General features: G+C 46.5%; 21 protein-coding genes. 4 read left to right on the top strand and 17 right to left on the bottom strand.

The window, feature by feature from the left end:
- Nucleotides 1–12: 12 nt before the first annotated feature.
- From ACYVIC_RS08260 to rplU, 5 genes are all read right to left on the bottom strand, one after another.
- Nucleotides 13–387 carry a DUF3718 domain-containing protein gene (locus ACYVIC_RS08260; RefSeq protein WP_460858945.1) on the bottom strand — a complete coding sequence of 125 codons (375 nt, stop codon included), beginning with the start codon at nt 385–387 and terminating at the stop codon, nt 13–15.
- A gap of 71 nt (nt 388–458) precedes the next feature.
- The gene (folA, locus tag ACYVIC_RS08255) at nt 459–950 is read right to left on the bottom strand and encodes a type 3 dihydrofolate reductase (RefSeq protein WP_460858944.1); all 492 of its coding nucleotides are present in this window, start codon (nt 948–950) and stop codon (nt 459–461) included.
- Nucleotides 951–959: 9 nt separating this feature from the next.
- On the bottom strand, nt 960–2,117 hold the full coding sequence (gene cgtA / locus ACYVIC_RS08250; RefSeq protein ID WP_460858942.1) for an Obg family GTPase CgtA: 1,158 nt from the start codon (nt 2,115–2,117) through the stop codon (nt 960–962).
- Between the two features lie 155 nt (nt 2,118–2,272).
- Nucleotides 2,273–2,530, bottom strand: a complete 258-nt coding sequence (gene rpmA, locus ACYVIC_RS08245) for a 50S ribosomal protein L27 (RefSeq protein ID WP_008220951.1) — start codon at nt 2,528–2,530, stop codon at nt 2,273–2,275.
- A 15-nt stretch (nt 2,531–2,545) separates the two neighbouring features.
- On the bottom strand, nt 2,546–2,854 hold the full coding sequence (gene rplU / locus ACYVIC_RS08240) for a 50S ribosomal protein L21 (protein ID WP_134052668.1): 309 nt from the start codon (nt 2,852–2,854) through the stop codon (nt 2,546–2,548).
- A 208-nt stretch (nt 2,855–3,062) separates the two neighbouring features.
- Here rplU and ispB point away from each other — a divergent pair, with 208 nt between their 5' ends.
- Nucleotides 3,063–4,034 carry an octaprenyl diphosphate synthase gene (gene ispB, locus ACYVIC_RS08235; protein ID WP_460858939.1) on the top strand — a complete coding sequence of 324 codons (972 nt, stop codon included), beginning with the start codon at nt 3,063–3,065 and terminating at the stop codon, nt 4,032–4,034.
- Nucleotides 4,035–4,094: 60 nt separating this feature from the next.
- Here the strand turns inward: ispB and mdh are convergent, their stop codons facing one another.
- A complete protein-coding gene (mdh, locus tag ACYVIC_RS08230; RefSeq protein ID WP_460858937.1) occupies nt 4,095–5,033 on the bottom strand; it encodes a malate dehydrogenase in 939 nt (312 codons plus the stop codon).
- Between the two features lie 188 nt (nt 5,034–5,221).
- On the opposite strand from mdh, the gene argR reads away from it, so the two are divergent.
- Nucleotides 5,222–5,689, top strand: coding sequence for a transcriptional regulator ArgR (gene argR, locus ACYVIC_RS08225; RefSeq protein ID WP_460858935.1), 468 nt, complete (start codon nt 5,222–5,224; stop codon nt 5,687–5,689).
- Between the two features lie 3 nt (nt 5,690–5,692).
- Here argR and ACYVIC_RS08220 read toward each other — a convergent pair whose 3' ends face one another.
- Nucleotides 5,693–6,616 carry a Dyp-type peroxidase gene (locus ACYVIC_RS08220; protein WP_460858933.1) on the bottom strand — a complete coding sequence of 308 codons (924 nt, stop codon included), beginning with the start codon at nt 6,614–6,616 and terminating at the stop codon, nt 5,693–5,695.
- Between the two features lie 680 nt (nt 6,617–7,296).
- Between ACYVIC_RS08220 and prsT the strand changes: the two genes are divergently transcribed.
- Nucleotides 7,297–10,083 carry an XrtA/PEP-CTERM system TPR-repeat protein PrsT gene (gene prsT / locus ACYVIC_RS08215; RefSeq protein WP_460858931.1) on the top strand — a complete coding sequence of 929 codons (2,787 nt, stop codon included), beginning with the start codon at nt 7,297–7,299 and terminating at the stop codon, nt 10,081–10,083.
- A 55-nt stretch (nt 10,084–10,138) separates the two neighbouring features.
- On the opposite strand, the gene ACYVIC_RS08210 is transcribed toward prsT, so the two are convergent.
- Together ACYVIC_RS08210 and ilvC are read right to left on the bottom strand one after the other, a co-directional pair.
- Complete coding sequence (locus ACYVIC_RS08210) at nt 10,139–10,567, bottom strand: methylglyoxal synthase (RefSeq protein ID WP_460858930.1); 429 nt, start codon at nt 10,565–10,567, stop codon at nt 10,139–10,141.
- Between the two features lie 156 nt (nt 10,568–10,723).
- Nucleotides 10,724–12,205 carry a ketol-acid reductoisomerase gene (gene ilvC / locus ACYVIC_RS08205; protein ID WP_460858929.1) on the bottom strand — a complete coding sequence of 494 codons (1,482 nt, stop codon included), beginning with the start codon at nt 12,203–12,205 and terminating at the stop codon, nt 10,724–10,726.
- 164 nt (nt 12,206–12,369) lie between these two features.
- Between ilvC and ilvY the strand changes: the two genes are divergently transcribed.
- Entirely contained in the window at nt 12,370–13,254 is an 885-nt protein-coding gene (ilvY, locus tag ACYVIC_RS08200) for an HTH-type transcriptional activator IlvY (protein ID WP_460858926.1), read from the top strand.
- 25 nt (nt 13,255–13,279) lie between these two features.
- Here the strand turns inward: ilvY and ACYVIC_RS08195 are convergent, their stop codons facing one another.
- The 8 genes from ACYVIC_RS08195 to zapE form a co-directional block, all read right to left on the bottom strand.
- Nucleotides 13,280–13,693 carry a ClpXP protease specificity-enhancing factor gene (locus tag ACYVIC_RS08195; protein ID WP_460859717.1) on the bottom strand — a complete coding sequence of 138 codons (414 nt, stop codon included), beginning with the start codon at nt 13,691–13,693 and terminating at the stop codon, nt 13,280–13,282.
- Nucleotides 13,694–13,698: 5 nt separating this feature from the next.
- On the bottom strand, nt 13,699–14,337 hold the full coding sequence (gene sspA / locus ACYVIC_RS08190; RefSeq protein ID WP_460858925.1) for a stringent starvation protein SspA: 639 nt from the start codon (nt 14,335–14,337) through the stop codon (nt 13,699–13,701).
- Between the two features lie 74 nt (nt 14,338–14,411).
- On the bottom strand, nt 14,412–15,149 hold the full coding sequence (locus tag ACYVIC_RS08185) for a cytochrome c1 (RefSeq protein ID WP_460858923.1): 738 nt from the start codon (nt 15,147–15,149) through the stop codon (nt 14,412–14,414).
- Complete coding sequence (locus tag ACYVIC_RS08180) at nt 15,149–16,423, bottom strand: cytochrome b (RefSeq protein WP_460858922.1); 1,275 nt, start codon at nt 16,421–16,423, stop codon at nt 15,149–15,151. Before ACYVIC_RS08180 ends, ACYVIC_RS08185 begins: the two co-directional genes overlap by 1 nt.
- Nucleotides 16,423–17,013 (bottom strand): ubiquinol-cytochrome c reductase iron-sulfur subunit, encoded by a 591-nt coding sequence (gene petA / locus ACYVIC_RS08175; RefSeq protein WP_460858920.1) that lies wholly within the window; start codon nt 17,011–17,013, stop codon nt 16,423–16,425. Before petA ends, ACYVIC_RS08180 begins: the two co-directional genes overlap by 1 nt.
- Nucleotides 17,014–17,259: 246 nt before the next feature.
- Complete coding sequence (rpsI, locus tag ACYVIC_RS08170; protein WP_335737240.1) at nt 17,260–17,652, bottom strand: 30S ribosomal protein S9; 393 nt, start codon at nt 17,650–17,652, stop codon at nt 17,260–17,262.
- Nucleotides 17,653–17,664: 12 nt separating this feature from the next.
- Nucleotides 17,665–18,093, bottom strand: a complete 429-nt coding sequence (gene rplM / locus ACYVIC_RS08165) for a 50S ribosomal protein L13 (RefSeq protein ID WP_205311632.1) — start codon at nt 18,091–18,093, stop codon at nt 17,665–17,667.
- 202 nt (nt 18,094–18,295) lie between these two features.
- Nucleotides 18,296–19,387, bottom strand: a complete 1,092-nt coding sequence (gene zapE, locus ACYVIC_RS08160; RefSeq protein WP_460858918.1) for a cell division protein ZapE — start codon at nt 19,385–19,387, stop codon at nt 18,296–18,298.
- Between the last annotated feature and the right edge of the window lie 92 nt (nt 19,388–19,479).

Raw genomic sequence — 19,479 nt, 5'->3', positions numbered from 1 at the left:
GGCATTACGTATTTATTCACCAGCACGTTCTTTTAATACAGCTAGCAATGGAGAAGCAGCAAAACCATTGCCTTCAGCCCATTCTATATCACCAGAGCCAGCTACAGCAGAGCCAGGCAGCTGCTTCACAATAAATTCGCCAACATCATTGGCATTGCTTTTAAAAGCATGGCGTATCAAGCTTTCGCCATTACAAACCACACCATCATAAATGTTACGTAAACGAAGGCGGTAGTCGCTCAGTACCTTACGCAGGCGGTTCTTGTCATCCGCAGCAACGTAATCACACATAGAAGCAGCCAGTTGATCATCGGCTACCGCTGCAGGTGCAGCCACCAGGGTTAATGTTACTGCGGCACCACATAATAATGTTGGCAATAATCTCATGTACTACTCCTCGCTGAACTTTAGCTGGATCATCTTAGCAAGATGTCCTGATAGGTGCAAACCACTCAATGTCACTCTACACGCTCTAAGGTGATAAAACGACAACTATAGCGGTTATGTTCATCAGCTGGCTGCAACACCTCGGCACTAAGGTGCCACTGTGCTGCCTGACGGTAATCAGGAAAATAGGCATCGCCGTCAGTTTCCAGCTCAATTTCGGTCAGATATAAGCGCTGCACCAAGGGCAAGCACTGGCGGTAGATTTCACCGCCACCTATCACCATCACTTCGGCGTGCTGTTGCAATAAGTTAAAGGCCTGCTCCAGGCTACTCACCCATTCTGCACTGTCATTGTCAGCTGGCGCATTGCGGCTTACAACGATATTACGTCGCCCGGGCAATGCCCTGCCAATAGACTCAAACGTCTTGCGCCCCATAATTACCGGCTTGCCCATGGTAACTTGTTTAAAGTGACGCAAGTCGGCCGGTAGATGCCAAGGCATCTTATTGTCTTTGCCTATTACACGGTTAGCTGCCATCGCAGCGACCATAGAGATAATCATTAACGTACCTTAGCGTTGATAAACAACCTCAACATCATAATCATCATCGTCAAAATCGTCATCATCATCGTCTTCATCGATAACAGGCTGCACATCGGTCGGTGAATCATCCCACTTAAAGTTCACCGGATCAGCAATTTGCTCAGAAGCCTGCTCAACAGGCAACAACTCAATGTAATTCAGAATATCAGCTGCCAGACGTTCAGTATTATTTCGACTTGCCGCAGCAATACTAAAAACCGGCCCTTCCCAATTAAGTGCTGAAGTTACATTGGCGATAGTCGCCTCTAACTCATCTTCTAACACTAAATCCAGCTTGTTAAATACCAGCCAGCGAGGTTTTCCTGCTAGCTTAGCACTGTATTTGGCCAGCTCGTTAACGATGGTAACTGCGTTTTCTGCCGGATCTGAACCATCCGCCGGTAGCACATCCACGACATGCAGCAGCAAACGACAGCGCTCTAAATGTTTTAGAAACTGAATGCCCAGGCCTGCGCCCTCTGCCGCGCCTTCAATAAGGCCGGGAATATCGGCAATTACAAAAGAACGATGAGACTCTACCCGCACTACGCCTAGATTAGGCACCAGCGTTGTAAACGGATAATCTGCAACTTTAGGTTTTGCCGCTGATACAGCGCGAATAAGCGTTGATTTACCTGCATTTGGCAGACCAAGTAGTCCGACATCTGCCAATAATAGCAACTCAAGCCGGATATTACGGATTTCACCTGGCGTACCATTGGTTTTTTTCCTCGGTGCGCGGTTAGTACTGCTGGCAAAACGGGCATTGCCCAAGCCATGCCAGCCGCCCTTGGCAATACGCAGACGCTGACCATCTTTAGTCAGATCACCAATCACCTCATCGGTATCAACATCGACCGCCCGGGTGCCAACCGGTACCCGCAGCTCTAAATCTTTACCGCGTTTACCTGTACAGTTTACGCTACCGCCATTCTCACCGCGCTCAGCTCTATGGTATTTCTCAAACTGATAATCAACCAAGGTATTTAGGTTTTCATCTGCCAACAGAAACACATCACCACCGTCGCCACCATCACCGCCGTTTGGGCCGCCTTTAGATACAAACTTTTCTCGTAAAAAACTGATAATACCGTTACCGCCGTCGCCGGCCTCTACGCGGATTATCGCTTCATCAACAAACTTCATGTCGGGTGTCCTGATTACGCAGATTAAAACCTGTTACTACTTATATGGTGATAAGTATAACTTAGGTTATTGAATGATGTCGGAAAATCAGACCCGACGGGTAAATGCCAATAAAAAACCCCGCACCAGGCGGGGTTCTCCAGATACATGTTAACTTATTCGCTAACGATGCTGACGAACTTACGGTTGTGCTCGCCTTTCACTTCAAATTTCACTTTACCTTCAGTTAAAGCGAACAAAGTGTGATCTTTACCGATACCAACGTTAGTGCCAGCGTGGAATTTAGTACCACGTTGACGCACGATGATGCTACCAGCTAAAACTGATTCGCCACCGAAGCGCTTAACACCTAGGCGTTTAGCTTCTGAATCGCGACCGTTACGAGTGCTACCTACACCTTTCTTACTTGCCATGTGTCGATACTCCTGTTACGCGCTGATGCTGGTAATTTTCACTTCAGTGAACCACTGGCGGTGGCCCATCTGCTTGCGTGAATGCTTACGACGACGGAATTTAACGATTTTAATCTTATCGCCACGGCCATGAGTGACCACTTCCGCTACTACTTTACCACCTTCAACTAAAGGTGCACCGATAGAGATGTCTTCGCCATTAGCGACCATCAACGGTGTAAATTCGATTGTTGCGCCGGTTTCTAAGTCTAGTTTTTCTAGACGTAGAGTTTGACCTTCCGTCACACGGTGCTGTTTGCCACCACTTTGGAAAACCGCGTACATAGTTAACTCCGTACAAAGCACGCCATCGCTTAATAAGGGGCGTGTTAATTCAATTCACAGGGCGCGAATTGTACGCAATTTCCCCTACCCCCGCAAGTACAAATATGAAAAAGATCTTCTTGTCATGAAAAGGATCTAGTTTTGCTTTGGGGCAAGCTGCGCGATAGTGTAGAATTGATCACATTCTAAGGTTTAAGCAGTTGTTTTAATGACGCTCGAACAAATCCAGCAACTATCAGCTACTGATATGGCTGCAGTTAATCAGCACATATTTGCCCAATTAAATTCCGATGTTGCGCTGATTAATCAGCTAGGTATCTACATTGTTAACAGTGGCGGTAAACGCCTGCGCCCGCTATTGGCCGTATTAGCAGCCAGAGCAATGCAGTATCAGGGTTCAGATCATATTAGTGTTGCAGCTATTATAGAGTTTATTCACACCTCTACATTATTACACGATGATGTTGTAGATGAATCTACCTTGCGCCGTGGCAAGCAAACTGCCAACGCGGTGTTTGGCAATCAAGCCAGCGTATTGGTTGGCGACTTCTTATACAGCCGCTCATTCCAGATGATGGTAGCGCTGAACGATATGCGCATCATGCAGATTCTGGCCGACGCCACTAATGTTATTGCAGAAGGCGAAGTGCTGCAGTTGATGAATGTCAACGACCCCGACACCACAGAACAAAGCTATATGCAGGTAATTTACTGCAAAACGGCAAAGCTATTTGAAGCAGCTACGCAACTGGCAGCTGTAGTAGCAAAACAACCTGAAGCAGTGGTGAACAGCATGAAGCTATATGGTATGCATCTTGGCACTGCCTTTCAATTGATTGATGACGTATTGGATTACCAGGCTGATGCTACAGAGCTTGGCAAGAATATTGGTGATGACCTGGCTGAAGGCAAGCCAACTCTGCCTTTGATCCATGCGCTAAAGCACGGTACGACTGAACAACAACAACTTATCCGCGAAGCAATAGTAAAAGGCAACGGCTTGGCACAGCTTGACGCTATTATGGCTGCCTTGCATGACACCAACGCTTTTAGCTACACACGTCAACTAGCTGAGGCGGAGGCGGAGAAAGCCCGTCAGGCGCTTACAACGTTGCCTGAGTCTGATTATAAACAAGCATTGTTGGCATTAGCTGACCTTGCTGTATCGCGCAGCCATTAAGGTCTATTGCACCGCAAATAAAAAAGGCGCCAAAGCGCCTTTTTTAGTATAAAGACTAACTTAGTTATTCTTTACAAACTCTTCACCTAAACTGATATCAGCTTTTAACGTATCAAGCATATCTGTCATGGCTTTTTGCTCATAAGCACTTAAGGTGCCAATTGGCAATATAGCTTCTACGCCATTTTTCCCCAGAGTAATAGGCTGAGCAAAGAAACGGGCATGCTCACCGCCACCTTCAACATAGGCATACTCAGTTACTTTTTCGCCCTGCAAACCTTTAATTAAGGAGATGCAGAAACGCGCAGCAGCCTGGCCCATAGATAACGTTGCAGATCCGCCACCGGCTTTGGCTTCAACCACTTCAGTTCCGGCGTTCTGAATACGGTGCGTTAAAGATGCAACTTCATCATCCGTAAAACTCACACCCACCACCTGAGACAATAATGGCAGAATAGTTGTCCCACTGTGACCGCCAATAACAGGTACAGTGATTTCTGTTGGATTCTTGCCTTTTAACTCACCTACGAATGTTTCAGCGCGGATAACGTCCAGTGTTGTAACACCGAACAAGCGACGAGCATCATAAGTCCCGGCTTTTTTAAACACATCAGCTGCAATAGCCACAGTAGTGTTTACCGGATTAGTGATAATACCCACCAAAGCTTTCGGGCACTGCTGCACAATAGCTTCTGCCAAAGTTTTAACCACACCGGCATTAATGTTGAACAGATCTGAGCGGTCCATGCCAGGCTTACGCGGCATACCAGCTGGGATCATTACAATATCAGCACCGACTAACGCTTTATCCAAATCTTCTTTACCGAAACCTGTCACTTTTACAGCTGTCGGGATATGGCTCAAGTCTACCGCAACACCCGGTGTAACAGGTGCCAGATCGTACAGCGCTAAATCCGTGCCCGCAGGTAAATCTAATTTCAGCAATAACGATAATGCCTGGCCAATACCACCGGCGGCACCTAAAACGGCAACTTTCATGATTATCTCCCTTGAGGACGTTTAAATAAAAGCGCGCCAACAATACTTAAACCGCGCCAAAAATACAAATAGCTTAAGCCTAAAGTCTAAGCATTTTAGCGAATTTTAGTGTACTTTACTGCACTGAGTGTCAGATGCATTCAACTTTGCTAACATAATCCGGTCTAATAACAGAATAAGAGCAAGGCATGACTAAGCAAGCCAAACAGGAAGCGTTAATTCAGGCGTTTAAAGCACTGCTAAAAACAGAGAACTTTGGTTCTCAGGGCGAAATTGTAGACGCTCTGAAACAAGAAGGCTTCGATAATATCAGCCAGTCTAAAGTATCGCGGATGTTAAGCAAGTATGGTGCAGTGCGCACCCGCAACGCCAAACAGGAAATGGTATATACCTTGCCACCGGAGTTAGGCGTACCCACTACCAAAAGCCCGCTACGGCAACTAGTACTGGATATTGAACATAACGATGTGATGATTATCATCCGCACCAGCCCTGGAGCTGCACAGCTAATAGCCCGACTGTTAGATTCTGTTGGCAAAGCTGAAGGTGTACTTGGTACTATTGCCGGCGACGACACCATCTTTATCGCACCGCAAAGTGTAAAAAACATTAATTTCACACTGCAGAAAGTGACTGAGCTGTTTGAGAAGGTCTGATAACTACTGGTCTTTTGCCGCCAGCTCAAGAAAACTGATAGACGGTGCAAAAAAAGCTGCACTTAATTCTATACGGTGATAATTGAGTAATAAATCATGGCAGCCACTAACCACAGACATACCACAACGGTGGCTGAGCTGACGATACAGCGCGCCCGCAGACGCCGCAAATGCCAATTGAATTAGCCCTTGCTGCTTTACCTGATAACTGGGCATATTCTGCATTAAAATATCGGGCATATTTAACTCAGGCTGCATCATCAAACGATGGCTGTCCGGTAAAACTCTGGCAGAGTCCAGCGGCCGCGCGCTGACTTTATCGAAGCCCATAATATCTTCTTGCTCGGATAGGCTAAGCCGGTTCCAGCTAACGTGGTCAAATATTAACTGCTGTAGATACACATAACTACCACCAGCAAACACAGGTTGCTCGGTTGCATCAATTAAGCTTATCTGCCTGCGTGCACGGGCTTTCGGGTTCCAGGGCACATCGATAAAACCGGTCAGGTTGCGGCCATCTAAGTAACGACAGCCTTGCAAGTGGTCTTGCACCTCGACATGCCCATGCAGCATTTGCAACACCTGCTGACAAGTAATAATATTTACGTCTAACCGGTCCGAGCGGATTTGCAGCAATAAATCTACTGGCACAGTCGCCAATTCAATATCTGCGGATGAAACATCAGGCAAAGCTGTTAACCCGGTGGGTCGGGCTCCGGGATACAACAGATCCCAATAATTACTACCTACCGCTACTACACCACTAAGCTGCGCTTCTGAGAAATGTTCCGCCAGGCGATCGAACAATTGTGGCAATCGCGCCAGTTTATAACGCAATAGCCGCTCATGCCCTTCCTGTGCATTTAACAATAAATAGCTGCCGTGCAGATTCGCTTCAGCGCAAACACCCAATTGTTCCCGGGCCATATTCTTCCTTTTACTCTAACCTGACACCGCGGCGATAAGACAATGCTCCGTTTGAGCCGCTTAAGTTGTGAGATATATCTCACAAACAAGTAAGTTTAAACGCTATTTATGCTTTGCACCACAACTCAAAAAAACCAATAAACCCTTGATATAAAACAAAATACAACAAAAATTCACCGCTTTACAAAAATATTACAGCAGGCTTTTTTCGTAAAAGCCATGCCACACCAAAGTAATTAAGTAGATAATTACCTCGTCGGAATAAAGGTGCTCTGACAGGAATTCAGAGTAAGCGCAGGATGCGACGCCGGGCTAGGATAGCACAAGGACGATGGCACAACACGTTCAGGATGAACATTGCAATACTGCCACTTCACAGGCGCTGAAGTATATAGGGATGTAACAGGGAATCTCACAGGATGTGAGCGCGTTGTCAGGACGACAATGCTATGGAATTAAGGACAGGCAGGACGCCTTGTGGAACACTTCGGGATGGAGCCAGGGACGAAAAGCAACGGATAGCTTCGACAGGACGACGAAACAGGACCTTAGGTGGCCGCGTAGTATGCGGCCTACCTTCTTTTATTTTAGCCTTTACTACCTTCATGCTGTTATCCGTGCATAAGATTTCAATTACCGCTACACTAGGTTTGACATGATCAGATGGAGCCTGACCTATTATGCGCTGGACCGGAAAACATGTGTTTTATTTCATGTGCCTGTTAGGCTTGGCGCTGGCCCATGCCAGCCCTGACGAAGATTTTGAAAAAGCTATGCAAGCTTTTAATCAAACAGAGCCGAATGCCGCTTATATCCACCTGAAAAATGTACTGCTACAAGCGCCGGAACATATTCCTGCGAAAGTTCTGATGGGTAAAGTGCTACTAAACAAAGGCTATTTCAACGAGGCAATAACTGAATTCGAAGAAGCGTTGGATAGCAATGCTGATATTGCGTCAATGCTTGAAGAGTTAGCAACTGCATATCTATTTGCAGGTAAAAATCAAAACGTTATAGCAATAGGCCAACATTACAACTTAGCGCCCTCTCAACTTTTTGACTGGCACTTGCTATCAGCAGCCGCACAACTAAATATGGGCAACATATCGGAAGCTGAAACGCACTACATAGCCGCCAGCAAACTACAGAGTAAATCATTGCGGCTGTTAAACAGTAAAGCAGCTTTACGCTTGCAGCAGCGTAATTACGCCGAGGCCAATAAATTAATTACACAAGCGTTAGAGTTGGATGCCAATAATCCACAAAGCCTGCAATTGCGAGCAGAATGGCTACAACTCAACGGTAACATTTTGGCGGCACAGCCGTTTTACGAAAGAGCAAGTGAACTCAGCCCACAAGATCCCCTACTACGCCGTGCACTGTTGCGTAATTATGTCAGCCAGCAAAAGCTCGAATTAGCCGAAGCTACTGTGCGGCACATTTTGCAACTCACCCCAGAAGATCCCTATGCCTTGCTGCTCGCAGCCTGGCTATCCTCAATCAAACCGGACGCCAATACCGCAGCAAGTTCTGGCCAGCAATTAAGCGATATGTTGTGGAAAATGTCGCGACAACAGATAGAGGCCCAACCTTCACGCTTATACAGCAGGGCATTGCTATCATATGTTGATGGCAGCTATGAAAAAGCACGTAGCGATCTGCACGCCTATATCCAATTGGCACCGGCAGATTTAAACGCAGTGGCAATTCTGGCACGCATTTATATGCGCCAGAATGATATCAGTGCTGCCATACAGTTACTTGAACAACATATTAATAATCTGAACACTATGCCTGAGCTGGCACAATTGCTCACCACCTTATATATCACTACCCATAAAGCGAACAAAGCGGAACAATTGATAGCGTCTTTGCGCTTGCAATACCCTGATAATGCCGAGTTTGCTGTTTTACATGCAGCAGTGTTGAAAAAACTGGCGCAAAACACACAGGCCCAGCAGCTTATCCATCAGTTTGAACAGCAGCATGGTCCATCGATGCTGATCACAACCAACCAGGCATTGTTTGCGTTGGAAAGTGGTAACTTTGATACCGCAATGGCTCTGGTCAATCAACTGCTTGCACAGGCCCCACAAAATACCGGTTATCTTAATTTCAAAGCGGCGATACTGCTAAAATTGCAACAAGCCGACGCCGCAAAAGTGCTGTTACAACACATATTACAGCTAGAGTCAGACCATCAGGCTGCGCAGTTCAATCTGGCACAAATCGCAATATCTGAAGGCCAAAATAACACCGCTATTTCGTTGTTAGAACCTTTGGTAAAAGCCAACCATAATTATAAGCCCGCTGCTACCATGCTGGCACTTGCCTATATCAGAAGTGAGCGGCAATCAGATGCCGAAAAGCTACTGCAGCAAACGACTGCAGTAGTACCATACCCACCGGCAGATGACATGTTGTTTGACTTGTACATGCAGCAGAAAAATTATATTTCCGCTTTGTCTGTGGTCGATAAAGGTTTAAAACGTCGTTTTTTAGACGAACCGTTACTTTGGAAAAAAGCTCAGCTGTTAAAACTACTATCACGCACCGAAGAAGCCAATTACACCACAGAATTGCTTCAAAGCTTAGTACAACAAGATGCCGATAAATTACTGCGTCTGGCATTACTGCAACGCGAGCTAGGTAACTACAACGCTGCTGAGCAAAGCTTAATTGCTGCCCAACAAAACAAACCTAACGCCAGACTAATCCAGTTAGAATTAGTTAATCATTATCTTTTAACTGAAGCGCCAGAACCGGCTGACAAATGGTTACGCCGCTTGCAACCTTATGCAGCTAACGATGCCAACATAACCATGCTAACCGGCGATCTGGCGCTACTGCAGGGTGATACCACCAAGGCTGTCTCCTTGTTTAAAAAAGCGTTGCGACTTGATCCCACTTTCCAGTTGGTGTGGGTAAAATTGTATCAATTGGCAAAAAACGGCATAGATGCCAACGGCTTTAGTCAGTTAGCGCAACATAGCTTAAGCGAAAGTAAAGACTTTCACTGGCTACGCCGGCTGCTGGCTGAGCACTTCGTGAACCAACAGCAAACCCCAGCAGCAATACAACAATATGAGCTCCTCCTGGCAGCGGGTGCTTATGCAGATGATGTCGCACTACATAACAACTTGGCAAACCTTTACCTGATAACTGACGCGACAACAGCGCTGATTCATGCAGAAACAGCGGTAAAACTAGCGCCCAAACATGCTCCTTCGCTTGATACCTACGGCTGGGTGCTGAGTAAAACCGGTAAATATCAACAAGCATTGGCAGTTTTACGGCAAGCCAATACTTTAGATGCCGCAGAGCCCGCTACCCGCTTTCATTTGGCTTATACCCTGGCCCAGTTACAACGTCGTGATGAGGCGAAAACCATACTGCAGCAGTTACTGGCAGACACAGCAACATTTGCCGACAAAGCAGCGGCAGAAACCCTGCTACTGCAACTTTAACTTTAACTTTAACTTTAACTTTAACTTTAACTTTAACTTAGGCTAAGTACACAGCTTACCTGTCAAGTCGACGCTGATAGGATGTAAAATCCGGTATATCACGCTGGTAATTTTGCCGATTTAAGCTGGAATGGATAATAAAATCGGCGGTAGCCTGATTGCAGGCTACCGGTATATTCCACACCACGGCTAAACGAATAAGTGCTTTCACGTCAGGATCATGCGGCTGTGATGACAGTGGGTCCCAAAAAAATACCAGCCAATCAATTTTTTGTTCAGCAATCATGGCACCAATTTGCTGATCGCCCCCCAGAGGCCCACTGGCCAGACACAATACCTGCTGCGTTAACGCCTCGCTGATCAACTTACCGGTAGTGCCCGTGGCCACCAGCTGCTTGTCAGCAAAAAACGGTTTATGTATAACTACCCACTGCAGCAGGGCTTGTTTCTTACCGTCATGCGCCACTAAAGCAATTGTTTTCATTTTTTATACCCCTGCCCGATACCCCAGCTTATCGCGAAAAAAAAGCCCTGCATAGCAGGGCAAAACAACCAAGGTCCACGTATAACATCGTTATTGGTCAGCTACCACAATGGCTTCTGGCGCATTGTGTCAACTATAACCACATCATTCCTCCGGTTACTGATTCGACTCCACTATGCGTTTCATCGCTGTCATATAACCGCGTAATTTTTTCCCGACAATTTCCACCGGGTGCTGGCGAATTGCTTCATTAATCGCTATCAGCTTCAGGTTGTCGACGCCATTACCGCCGCTGACGCCCTTACCGATATACTCACTGTTTAAACCATTAACCATATCTTTTAGCAAAGGCACCGCAGCATGCGAGAACAGATAATTACCGTATTCTGCGGTGTCAGAAATGACCACGTTCATCTCATACAAGCGTTTACGCGCTATCGTATTGGCAATCAATGGTGTTTCATGCAAAGACTCATAATATGCTGACTCAGCCACTATACCGGCATCAACCATAGTCTCAAACGCCAGTTCAACACCGGCTTTAACCATAGCAACCAGCAACAAGCCCCGGTCAAAATACTCCTGCTCAGAAATTTTCTCATCCGACACCGGCGCCTGCTCAAAGCCGCTGCTGCGGGTTTGCTCACGCCAGGTTAACAGGTTTGCGTCATCGTTAGCCCAGTCTGCCATCATAGTGCGCGAGAACTCGCCACTAATAATATCGTCCATGTGTTTTTCAAATAACGGCCTTAACGTGTTTTTTAACTGTTCGGCCAGTTCAAACGTTTTGATCTTTGCCGGATTGCTTAAGCGGTCCATCATATTGGTGATACCGCCATGTTTAAGCGCTTCAGTTACCGTTTCCCAGCCATACTGAATTAGCTTGGCGGCATAATCCGGCTTTGTGCCATCGGCAACCATTTTATCAAAGGCTAAAATAGCGCCTGTTTGCAACATGCCACACAGGATAGTCTGCTCGCCCATCAGGTCAGATTTTACTTCCGCCACAAAAGACGACTGCAACACCCCTGCCCTGTCCCCCCCCGTTGCCGATGCATATGCTTTGGCAATATCTAAGCCTTGTCCCTTGGGATCATTTTCCGGGTGAACCGCAATCAATGTCGGCACCCCAAATCCTCTTTTATATTCTTCGCGCACTTCTGTACCCGGGCACTTAGGTGCCACCATCACTACTGTAATGTCAGGCCGGATTTGCTTACCTTCTTCTACAATATTAAAACCATGCGAATACGCCAATGTAGCGCCTTGCTTCATCAATGGCATTACAGCATCTACTACGCTGCTATGCTGTTTGTCTGGGGTCAGGTTTAGCACTAAATCTGCCGTCGGGATCAATGCTTCATAAGTACCGACCGTAAAACCGTTGCTGCTTGCTTTTTGATACGACGCACGTTTTTCTGCTATCGCTTCAGCGCGCAGTGCATAACTGATGTTTAAACCAGAGTCGCGCATATTCAGGCCCTGATTTAGCCCCTGAGCACCACAACCTACAATAACGATGTTCCAACCTTTTAACAGCTCAGAACCGTTACCAAATTCGGCCTTGTTCATAAAGCGGCATTGGGCTAACTGGCCTAACTGCTGACGTAGATTCAGTGTATTAAAGTAATTTGTCATATTACATCTCTAAATTCGTTTCAATCGCTCAGAGCTGTTCGCTGAGCATAAGCAGTATTCATTTCCTGCTTTAATGCTCTAATACTAACGACTGAAATTAATTGCGTGAAGTGATATATTTACAACTCTGTATTTCACTTAATGAAACACAAGGTGAACGACTAATGGATATTCGCAGTGCACAGCTGTTTCAGCATCTGGCCAGCAGCTTAAACTTTAGTAAAACCAGTGAACAGATGTATGTTAGCCCGCCGACCTTAACCCGGGTGATCCAGCGGCTGGAAGACGAGCTTGGCACGGCGTTGTTTTTTCGGGATAAACGCTCAGTAAGGCTGACACCAGCCGGTCAGCGATTTGCCCGCTTTGTACGTAGCTGGCTGGATGAATGGCATCAGCTGCAGGTAGACTTACAGCTAGCCAGCGCCGAACTAACCGGCGAAATTCGCTTGTTTTGCACAGTAACGGCCAGTTATAGTCATTTGCCCGCCATACTAGACCGTTTCCGTCTTAGTTGTCCTAAAGCCGAAATAAAGTTAACCACCGGTGATGCCGCCTCAGCGATCGAAAAAGTTCGATTAGATGAAGCCGATATCGCCCTCGCAGCACACCCGGCTATACTGCCGCCAAATCTTGCATTTAAAAGCATCGCCAGCCTGCCGGTTATGCTAATTGCACCAACGATCCCATGTAAGGTAAATGATCTACTGTTGCACAATCCTGTACCCTGGCATAAAGTCCCGCTAATTATGCCCGAACATGGCCCCGCTCGCAGTCGATTCGATCGCTGGTTGCAAGATATGGCTATAGTGCCGCAAGTAGTCGCCAAAGTAGACGGGCATGAGGCTATGGTGTCAATGGTAGCCTTAGGGACAGGAGTCGCCTTAGTAGCGGATGCTGTAGTCAGTAACAGTCCGGTGAAAGATCGCGTGAGAACTCTGGAATTAGACTATAGATTCGAGCCTTTTGACCTTGGGGTTTGTATGCTGAATAAGCGGCAGCAAGAGCCGCTAATCAAAGCATTCTGGCAACTGGCAACCGCCAAAAGCTGATGCCAGGCCAAAATGTTGCTTGAGACTATTTAACGATTTTCAGATGAGAAGATTTTTTTGTCTTAGCCGGTTGTGGTGGTTCAGGTTCGTCGTCCAACGCCTCGGCATAAAGCTCGGCGTCGTCTTCTTCTTCTTCAAGTGTAAACACCGTACCTGCACCATTTTCGCGCGCATATATCGCCAACACTGCTTGAACCGGAATATATAATGCGAATGGCTGACCGCCGAAACGGGCATTAAAGGTTACTGCGTCATTACCCAACTGCAGATTACCAACTGCGGAAGGATTTATATTCAGTACTATCTGGCCATTCTGTACAAATTGCAGTGGCACCTTCACGGCCGGAAAAGTGGCATCAACAACTAAATAAGGTGTGCCGTTGTTATCCACTATCCACTCATAAAACGCCCTTAACAAGTAAGGGCGGTTCGCGGTCATCTTCATTACAGCTTCATTCCACGGCGGATTTCACGTTCAGCATCACTCAGCGATGCCTGGAACGCATCGCGGTCAAAAATACGCGTCATATAGATTTTCAACTCTTTACTACCAGGACCATTCAACTCGATACCCAGTTGCGGAAGACGCCACAAGAGTGCTGCCATATAGCAATCAACCAAGCCGAACTCTTCGCTCATAAAAAACGGCGCTTCGTTAAATAGTGGCGCGATGGACAATAAGCCTTCTTTTAGCTCTTGCCGTGCTGTCGCAGCCTGTTCATCACCACGCAAAATACAGCCTGCCAGACGATACCAGTCATGTTCTATACGATACATCATAAGGCGGGCCTGCCCCCGAGCTACCGGGTATACCGGCATTAATGGAGGATGCGGAAAACGCTCATCCAAATATTCCATAATGATGTTGGCTTGATACAACGCCAACTCTCGGTCTAACAAAGTTGGCAGGCTGCCATACGGATTCACTTCGTATAGATCTTCCGGCAGGTTATCCTGCGTGACTTGCAGTATATCGACTGTTACGCCTTTTTCAGCCAGTACGATCCGCACCTGATGGCTGAACATATCATCAGCAGCTGAGAACAGTGTCATCACAGGACGTTTGTTGGCAGTAATCGCCATGTTTTCCTCCGGAAAATTAAAAACAGCAAAGGGGCGCAAAGGCCCCTGTAAACATAACTAGTTGAATTCACTAATTAATGTACATCTCTCCAATATTCTTTCTTCAGCAGGTAAGCCAAAACAAAAAATATTAGTAAAAACACCATCACCTTGACACCAAGGGCATGTGCTTCAAGCTTGGTGGGCTCACCAACGTATTCAAGATAGTTTACCAGATCTGCCACGGCGCGATCATACTCTTCAGTATTCATTTCACCGCTACCGTCAGTTTTAATACCAACGTATACCTGTTTTGGCTGACCATCTACCATACGTGTTTCGTAGGCTTTGTAAGGTTTGCCCTGCAATTCCTGCAATACATGAGGCATACCAACCATTGGAAAAACATCGTTGTTTACGCCAAAAGGGCGAGACGGGTCGGCATAAAAACTACGCAGATAGGTATACAACCAATCAGGCCCACGTACCCGGGCAACATTGGTCAAGTCAGGTGGTGTAGCACCAAACCATTTTTCACCGTTTTTGGCAGACATAGTGTTGGTAATATGGTCACCGACCTTTTCACCGGTAAACATTAACGTTTCCATACCAACATCTTCTGGAATATCCAGATCACGGAAGGTACGTATATAACGCTGATATTGCATCTGGTGACACCCCAGACAATAGTTCTGAAACAACTTGGCACCATTTTGCAATGACACCTTGTCAGACAGATCTATTGGGGCTTTATCCAGCGGAATAGCCGGGCCAGCTGCCATCGCCAATGACGACGCTAATAATGCTGCAGCAGACAATAACTTTTTCATCATTAGGTTAACCTCACTGGCAGTGGTTTGGTTGCTTCATTTTTACTGTAGAAATACAGCAGCACGAAGAAGCCGAAATAAGTGAACGAAAACAGCTGTGACAACAAGGTATAGGTCGGGGTAGCCGGTAATACACCCAACACACCTAACGCAACGAAGCTGACGCAAAAGTTCACCAGGTTAGCTTTGTGCAAACCACTGCGATATCGAACTGAACGTACCTTGCCACGATCCAGCCAAGGCAGTAGTGCTAGCGCGACAATAGCGGCAAACATGGCGACAGCGCCCATAAATGGGTGCGGAATAGCACGCAAAATGGCATAGAACGGCGTGAAATACCAGACTGGCGCAATGTGTTCTGGTGTTTTAAGTGGGTTAGCTGCTTCAAAGTTTGGTGGTTCAAGGAAGAAACCGCCCCCCTCTGGGAAGAAGAAAATAACCCAAGCGAATACCAGCAAGAACCCCGCCACACCGACCAGATCTTTAACCGTGTAATACGGATGAAATGGAATGGCATCAACAACAATTTTCTTACCCCCTCTGCTAAAATACTGGTGGAAGGTAAATTTCTTATCGGCTTCAGTTTGTTCTACAGTGCCGTCATTATCTCTTTTAACGTCAATACCATCAGGGTTATTAGAGCCTACTTCATGCAGCGCCATAATGTGCAGAAACACCAGGATAACCAGCACCAACGGCAATGCTATAACGTGCAGTGCAAAGAAGCGATTTAACGTAGCGCCTGAGATAACGTAGTCACCACGGATCCACAGGGTTAAATCCTCACCAATAAATGGGATAGTACCGAAGATACCAATAATAACCTGCGCACCCCAGAACGACATTTGGCCCCAAGGCAATAAATAGCCCATGAAGGCTTCAGCCATCAGCACGAGAAAGATTAGCATGCCGAAAATCCACAACAGCTCGCGTGGTTTCTGGTAAGAGCCATACATCATACCGCGTAGCATGTGCAGGTATACTACAACGAAGAACGCAGACGCACCGGTAGAATGCATATAACGCAATAACCAGCCGTATTCCACGTCACGCATTATATATTCAATAGAGGCAAATGCGCCTTCGGCAGATGGCACATAATTCATCGTTAACCAAATACCGGTCAGGATCTGATTAACCAACACTAAAATGGCGAGCGAGCCAAAGAAATACCAGAAGTTAAAGTTTTTTGGTGCCGGATACTGCATTACATGCAAGTTCATTTTATCCATGAACGGTAAGCGGTATTCAATCCAGCTCATCAGATTTTTAAACATCAGACAGCCCCCTCATCTTCACCAATTACGATGGTATTGTCATCAACATACATATACGGAGGGATCTGCAGATTGGTTGGCGCAGGTACACTCTGGAACACCCGGCCTGCCATATCAAATTTAGAACCGTGACATGGACAGAAGAAACCCGACGTTACACCCTCCACCTGCTCAGCGAAATCACTCGGTAAATATGATGGTGAACACCCTAAGTGAGTACAAATACCTACGGCGACAAAAATCTCTGGTTTTTTCGAGCGATGACGATTTTGCGCGTATGCCGGTTGCTGCAACACAACGGATTCAGGATCGCGTAATTTATCCTCATGATCAGCCAACGCATCCAGCATTGCCTGAGGCCGTTTTACAATCCAAACTGGCTTACCACGCCACTCAACCCGGATTAGTTGGCCCGGCTCAAGTTTACTGATATCGGCACTGACCGCAGCGCCGGCTTGCTTGGCCTTTTCACTGGGGTTCCATGACGCGATAAAAGGCACGGCTACTCCGACAGCACCAACGCCCCCAACTACTGAGGTAGCAATGGTCAGGAAGCGGCGGCGACCTTGATCTACAGGCGCATTGCTCATCCACTTGTCTCCACGTTAACACTTAAACCTAAGTTTAAGCGGCTGAATTTCAGCATTTATTATAAATTGAAAAAATATCGCCGATCATAATGAAAAGCCCTGCTTTACACAAGGATTAAGGCGCACTGAATAAAGATTATATTACAGTTTAGCGCTGTACTGCCCGATAGGATAGATAGTTAACCTCCGGCTTTCACGCATAAAAAAGCCCGGCGATTACTGCCGGGCTTCTGGTAAACAAAACAATTAACGTTTTGAGTACTGTGGACGCTTACGTGCTTTACGCAGACCCACTTTCTTACGTTCTACCTGACGCGCATCACGTGTCACGAAGCCTGCTTTACGCAGCGCCGGACGCAGTGACTCGTCAAATTCCATCAGTGCACGGGTAATACCGTGACGGATAGCACCGGCCTGACCGCTGATACCACCACCTTTAACAGTGATGTACAGGTCGAATTTTTCAACCATATCAACCAGCTCCAACGGCTGACGAACTACCATGCAGGCAGTTTCACGACCGAAATATTCTTTCAGGCCGCGCTGATTAACAACGATATTGCCTGAACCGGCTTTTAAGAAAACGCGGGCCGTTGAGCTTTTACGACGACCAGTTCCGTAATATTGATTCTGTGCCATGTTATGCTCCGATTAAATATCTAATACTTGCGGTTGCTGAGCAGCATGCTGATGCTCGGCGCCGGCGTAAACTTTCAACTTACGGAACATAGCGCGGCCCAGTGGACCCTTTGGTAACATGCCTTTAATAGCAAGTTCCAGAACCATTTCTGGTTTCTTCGCAATCAGTTTCTCGAAGCTGATTTCCTTGATACCACCAGGAAAGCCAGTATGAGAATAATACATCTTGTTCTGTGCCTTGTTGCCGGTAACAGCCACTTTCTCAGCGTTAACAACGATGATGTAATCACCTGTGTCTACGTGTGGTGTGTACTCTGGCTTGTGCTTGCCACGTAAACGGGCAGCGATTTCAGTTGCGATACGGCCCAGCGTTTTACCTGTCGCATCAACAACGTACCAGTCGCGAGTTACGCTCTCTGGCTTAGCAGTAAAAGTTTTCATTCATTCTATCCAAAATAACTTAGTTACACCTGACACCGTGCGGGCTAATGCAGCGGATGTCGTTAGCGTACCCCTTCGAGTACAAAAACTACCGGGCTAACGGTAGCAACAGGCTGTAACGTTGGCCGGGCGCGGATTATATATTAACCAATAATAAAAATCAGCCTTAAAATGCAAAATTTATCCATCCTGGCAAAAAGTTTTATGGCAAGTGCGGTTTTGCCAGATAGTCTCGTGATTGCATCTCTTGCAGCCGACTGATACAGCGCTTAAATTCAAAGTTAAGAATACCATCGCTGTATAACAGTTCTAATTTTACCTCTGCAGAAATAATCAGCTTAACACTACGTTCATAAAACTCATCAACCAGCGCAATAAAACGACGGGCGACATCGTCATTCTGCCGTCCCATTGGTTTCACGCCGGATAACAGCACCGTATGATACAACCGACTAAGTTCCATGTAGTCGTATTGACTGCGGGCACTCTCGCACAATTCACTAAAGCTAAACCACACCACGCCGTCAGCTTCGTGGCGTGCCTTAATTTGCCGGTTTGCCACTTCAATTGCCGTATTATGTTGCCGCGGCTCGCAGGACAGTGCATTAAAGTAATTCTGTAAGTTTGTTTCAGCCTGCTGGTCCAGCGGAAAATGATAAATTTCGGCTTGTTCCAGTGTACGTAGCCGGTAGTCGATGCCACTGTCGACATTGACAACACGGCTATGCTGTTTAATTAGTGCAATTACCGGTAAAAAACGGGCGCGTTGTAAACCATTCCAATATAAACCATCAGGCTCGATATTTGATGTTGCCACCAGCGTAATGCCGCGGGCAAACAACGCTTGCATCAATGTGCCTAAAATCATCGCATCAGTAATGTCGGAGACAAAAAATTCATCAAAACACAAAATGTCAGTTTCCTGTTTAAATGTGTCTGCGACTTTTTCCAGTGGGTTACTCACCCCTTTCAATAGCTTTAACTCCTGATGTACCCGGTGCATAAAACGATGAAAATGAATGCGCATTTTGCGTGTTGTTGGCAGGCACTCGTAAAACGTGTCAACCAAATAGGTTTTCCCCCGGCCGACACCGCCCCAGAAATAAAGGCCTTGAAGCGGTTTCACCTGTGTTGGCTTACCGAGTAAACGCTTGAAAAAAGGAACTTTGTCGTCTTTTTTGCTAACAAAATCATCGTACAGTTGCTGCAATTGACTGACAGCAAACGCCTGGGCCGCATCGTGATGAAAATCACTGCGGGTTAAATCCTGCTGATATTTTTCTAGTGGGGTCATTTTTTATTACTTGAAAGCGGGCACCATAAACCCTAAATAACAGCAATAATAGTAACATGCCTTACCACTGCCGATAAGAAGTTAGGTTACAC

The organism is Rheinheimera gaetbuli (assembly GCF_054781935.1).
The sequence above is the reverse complement of the archived record's forward strand: the minus strand, read 5'-3'. Positions and strand labels throughout refer to the sequence as shown.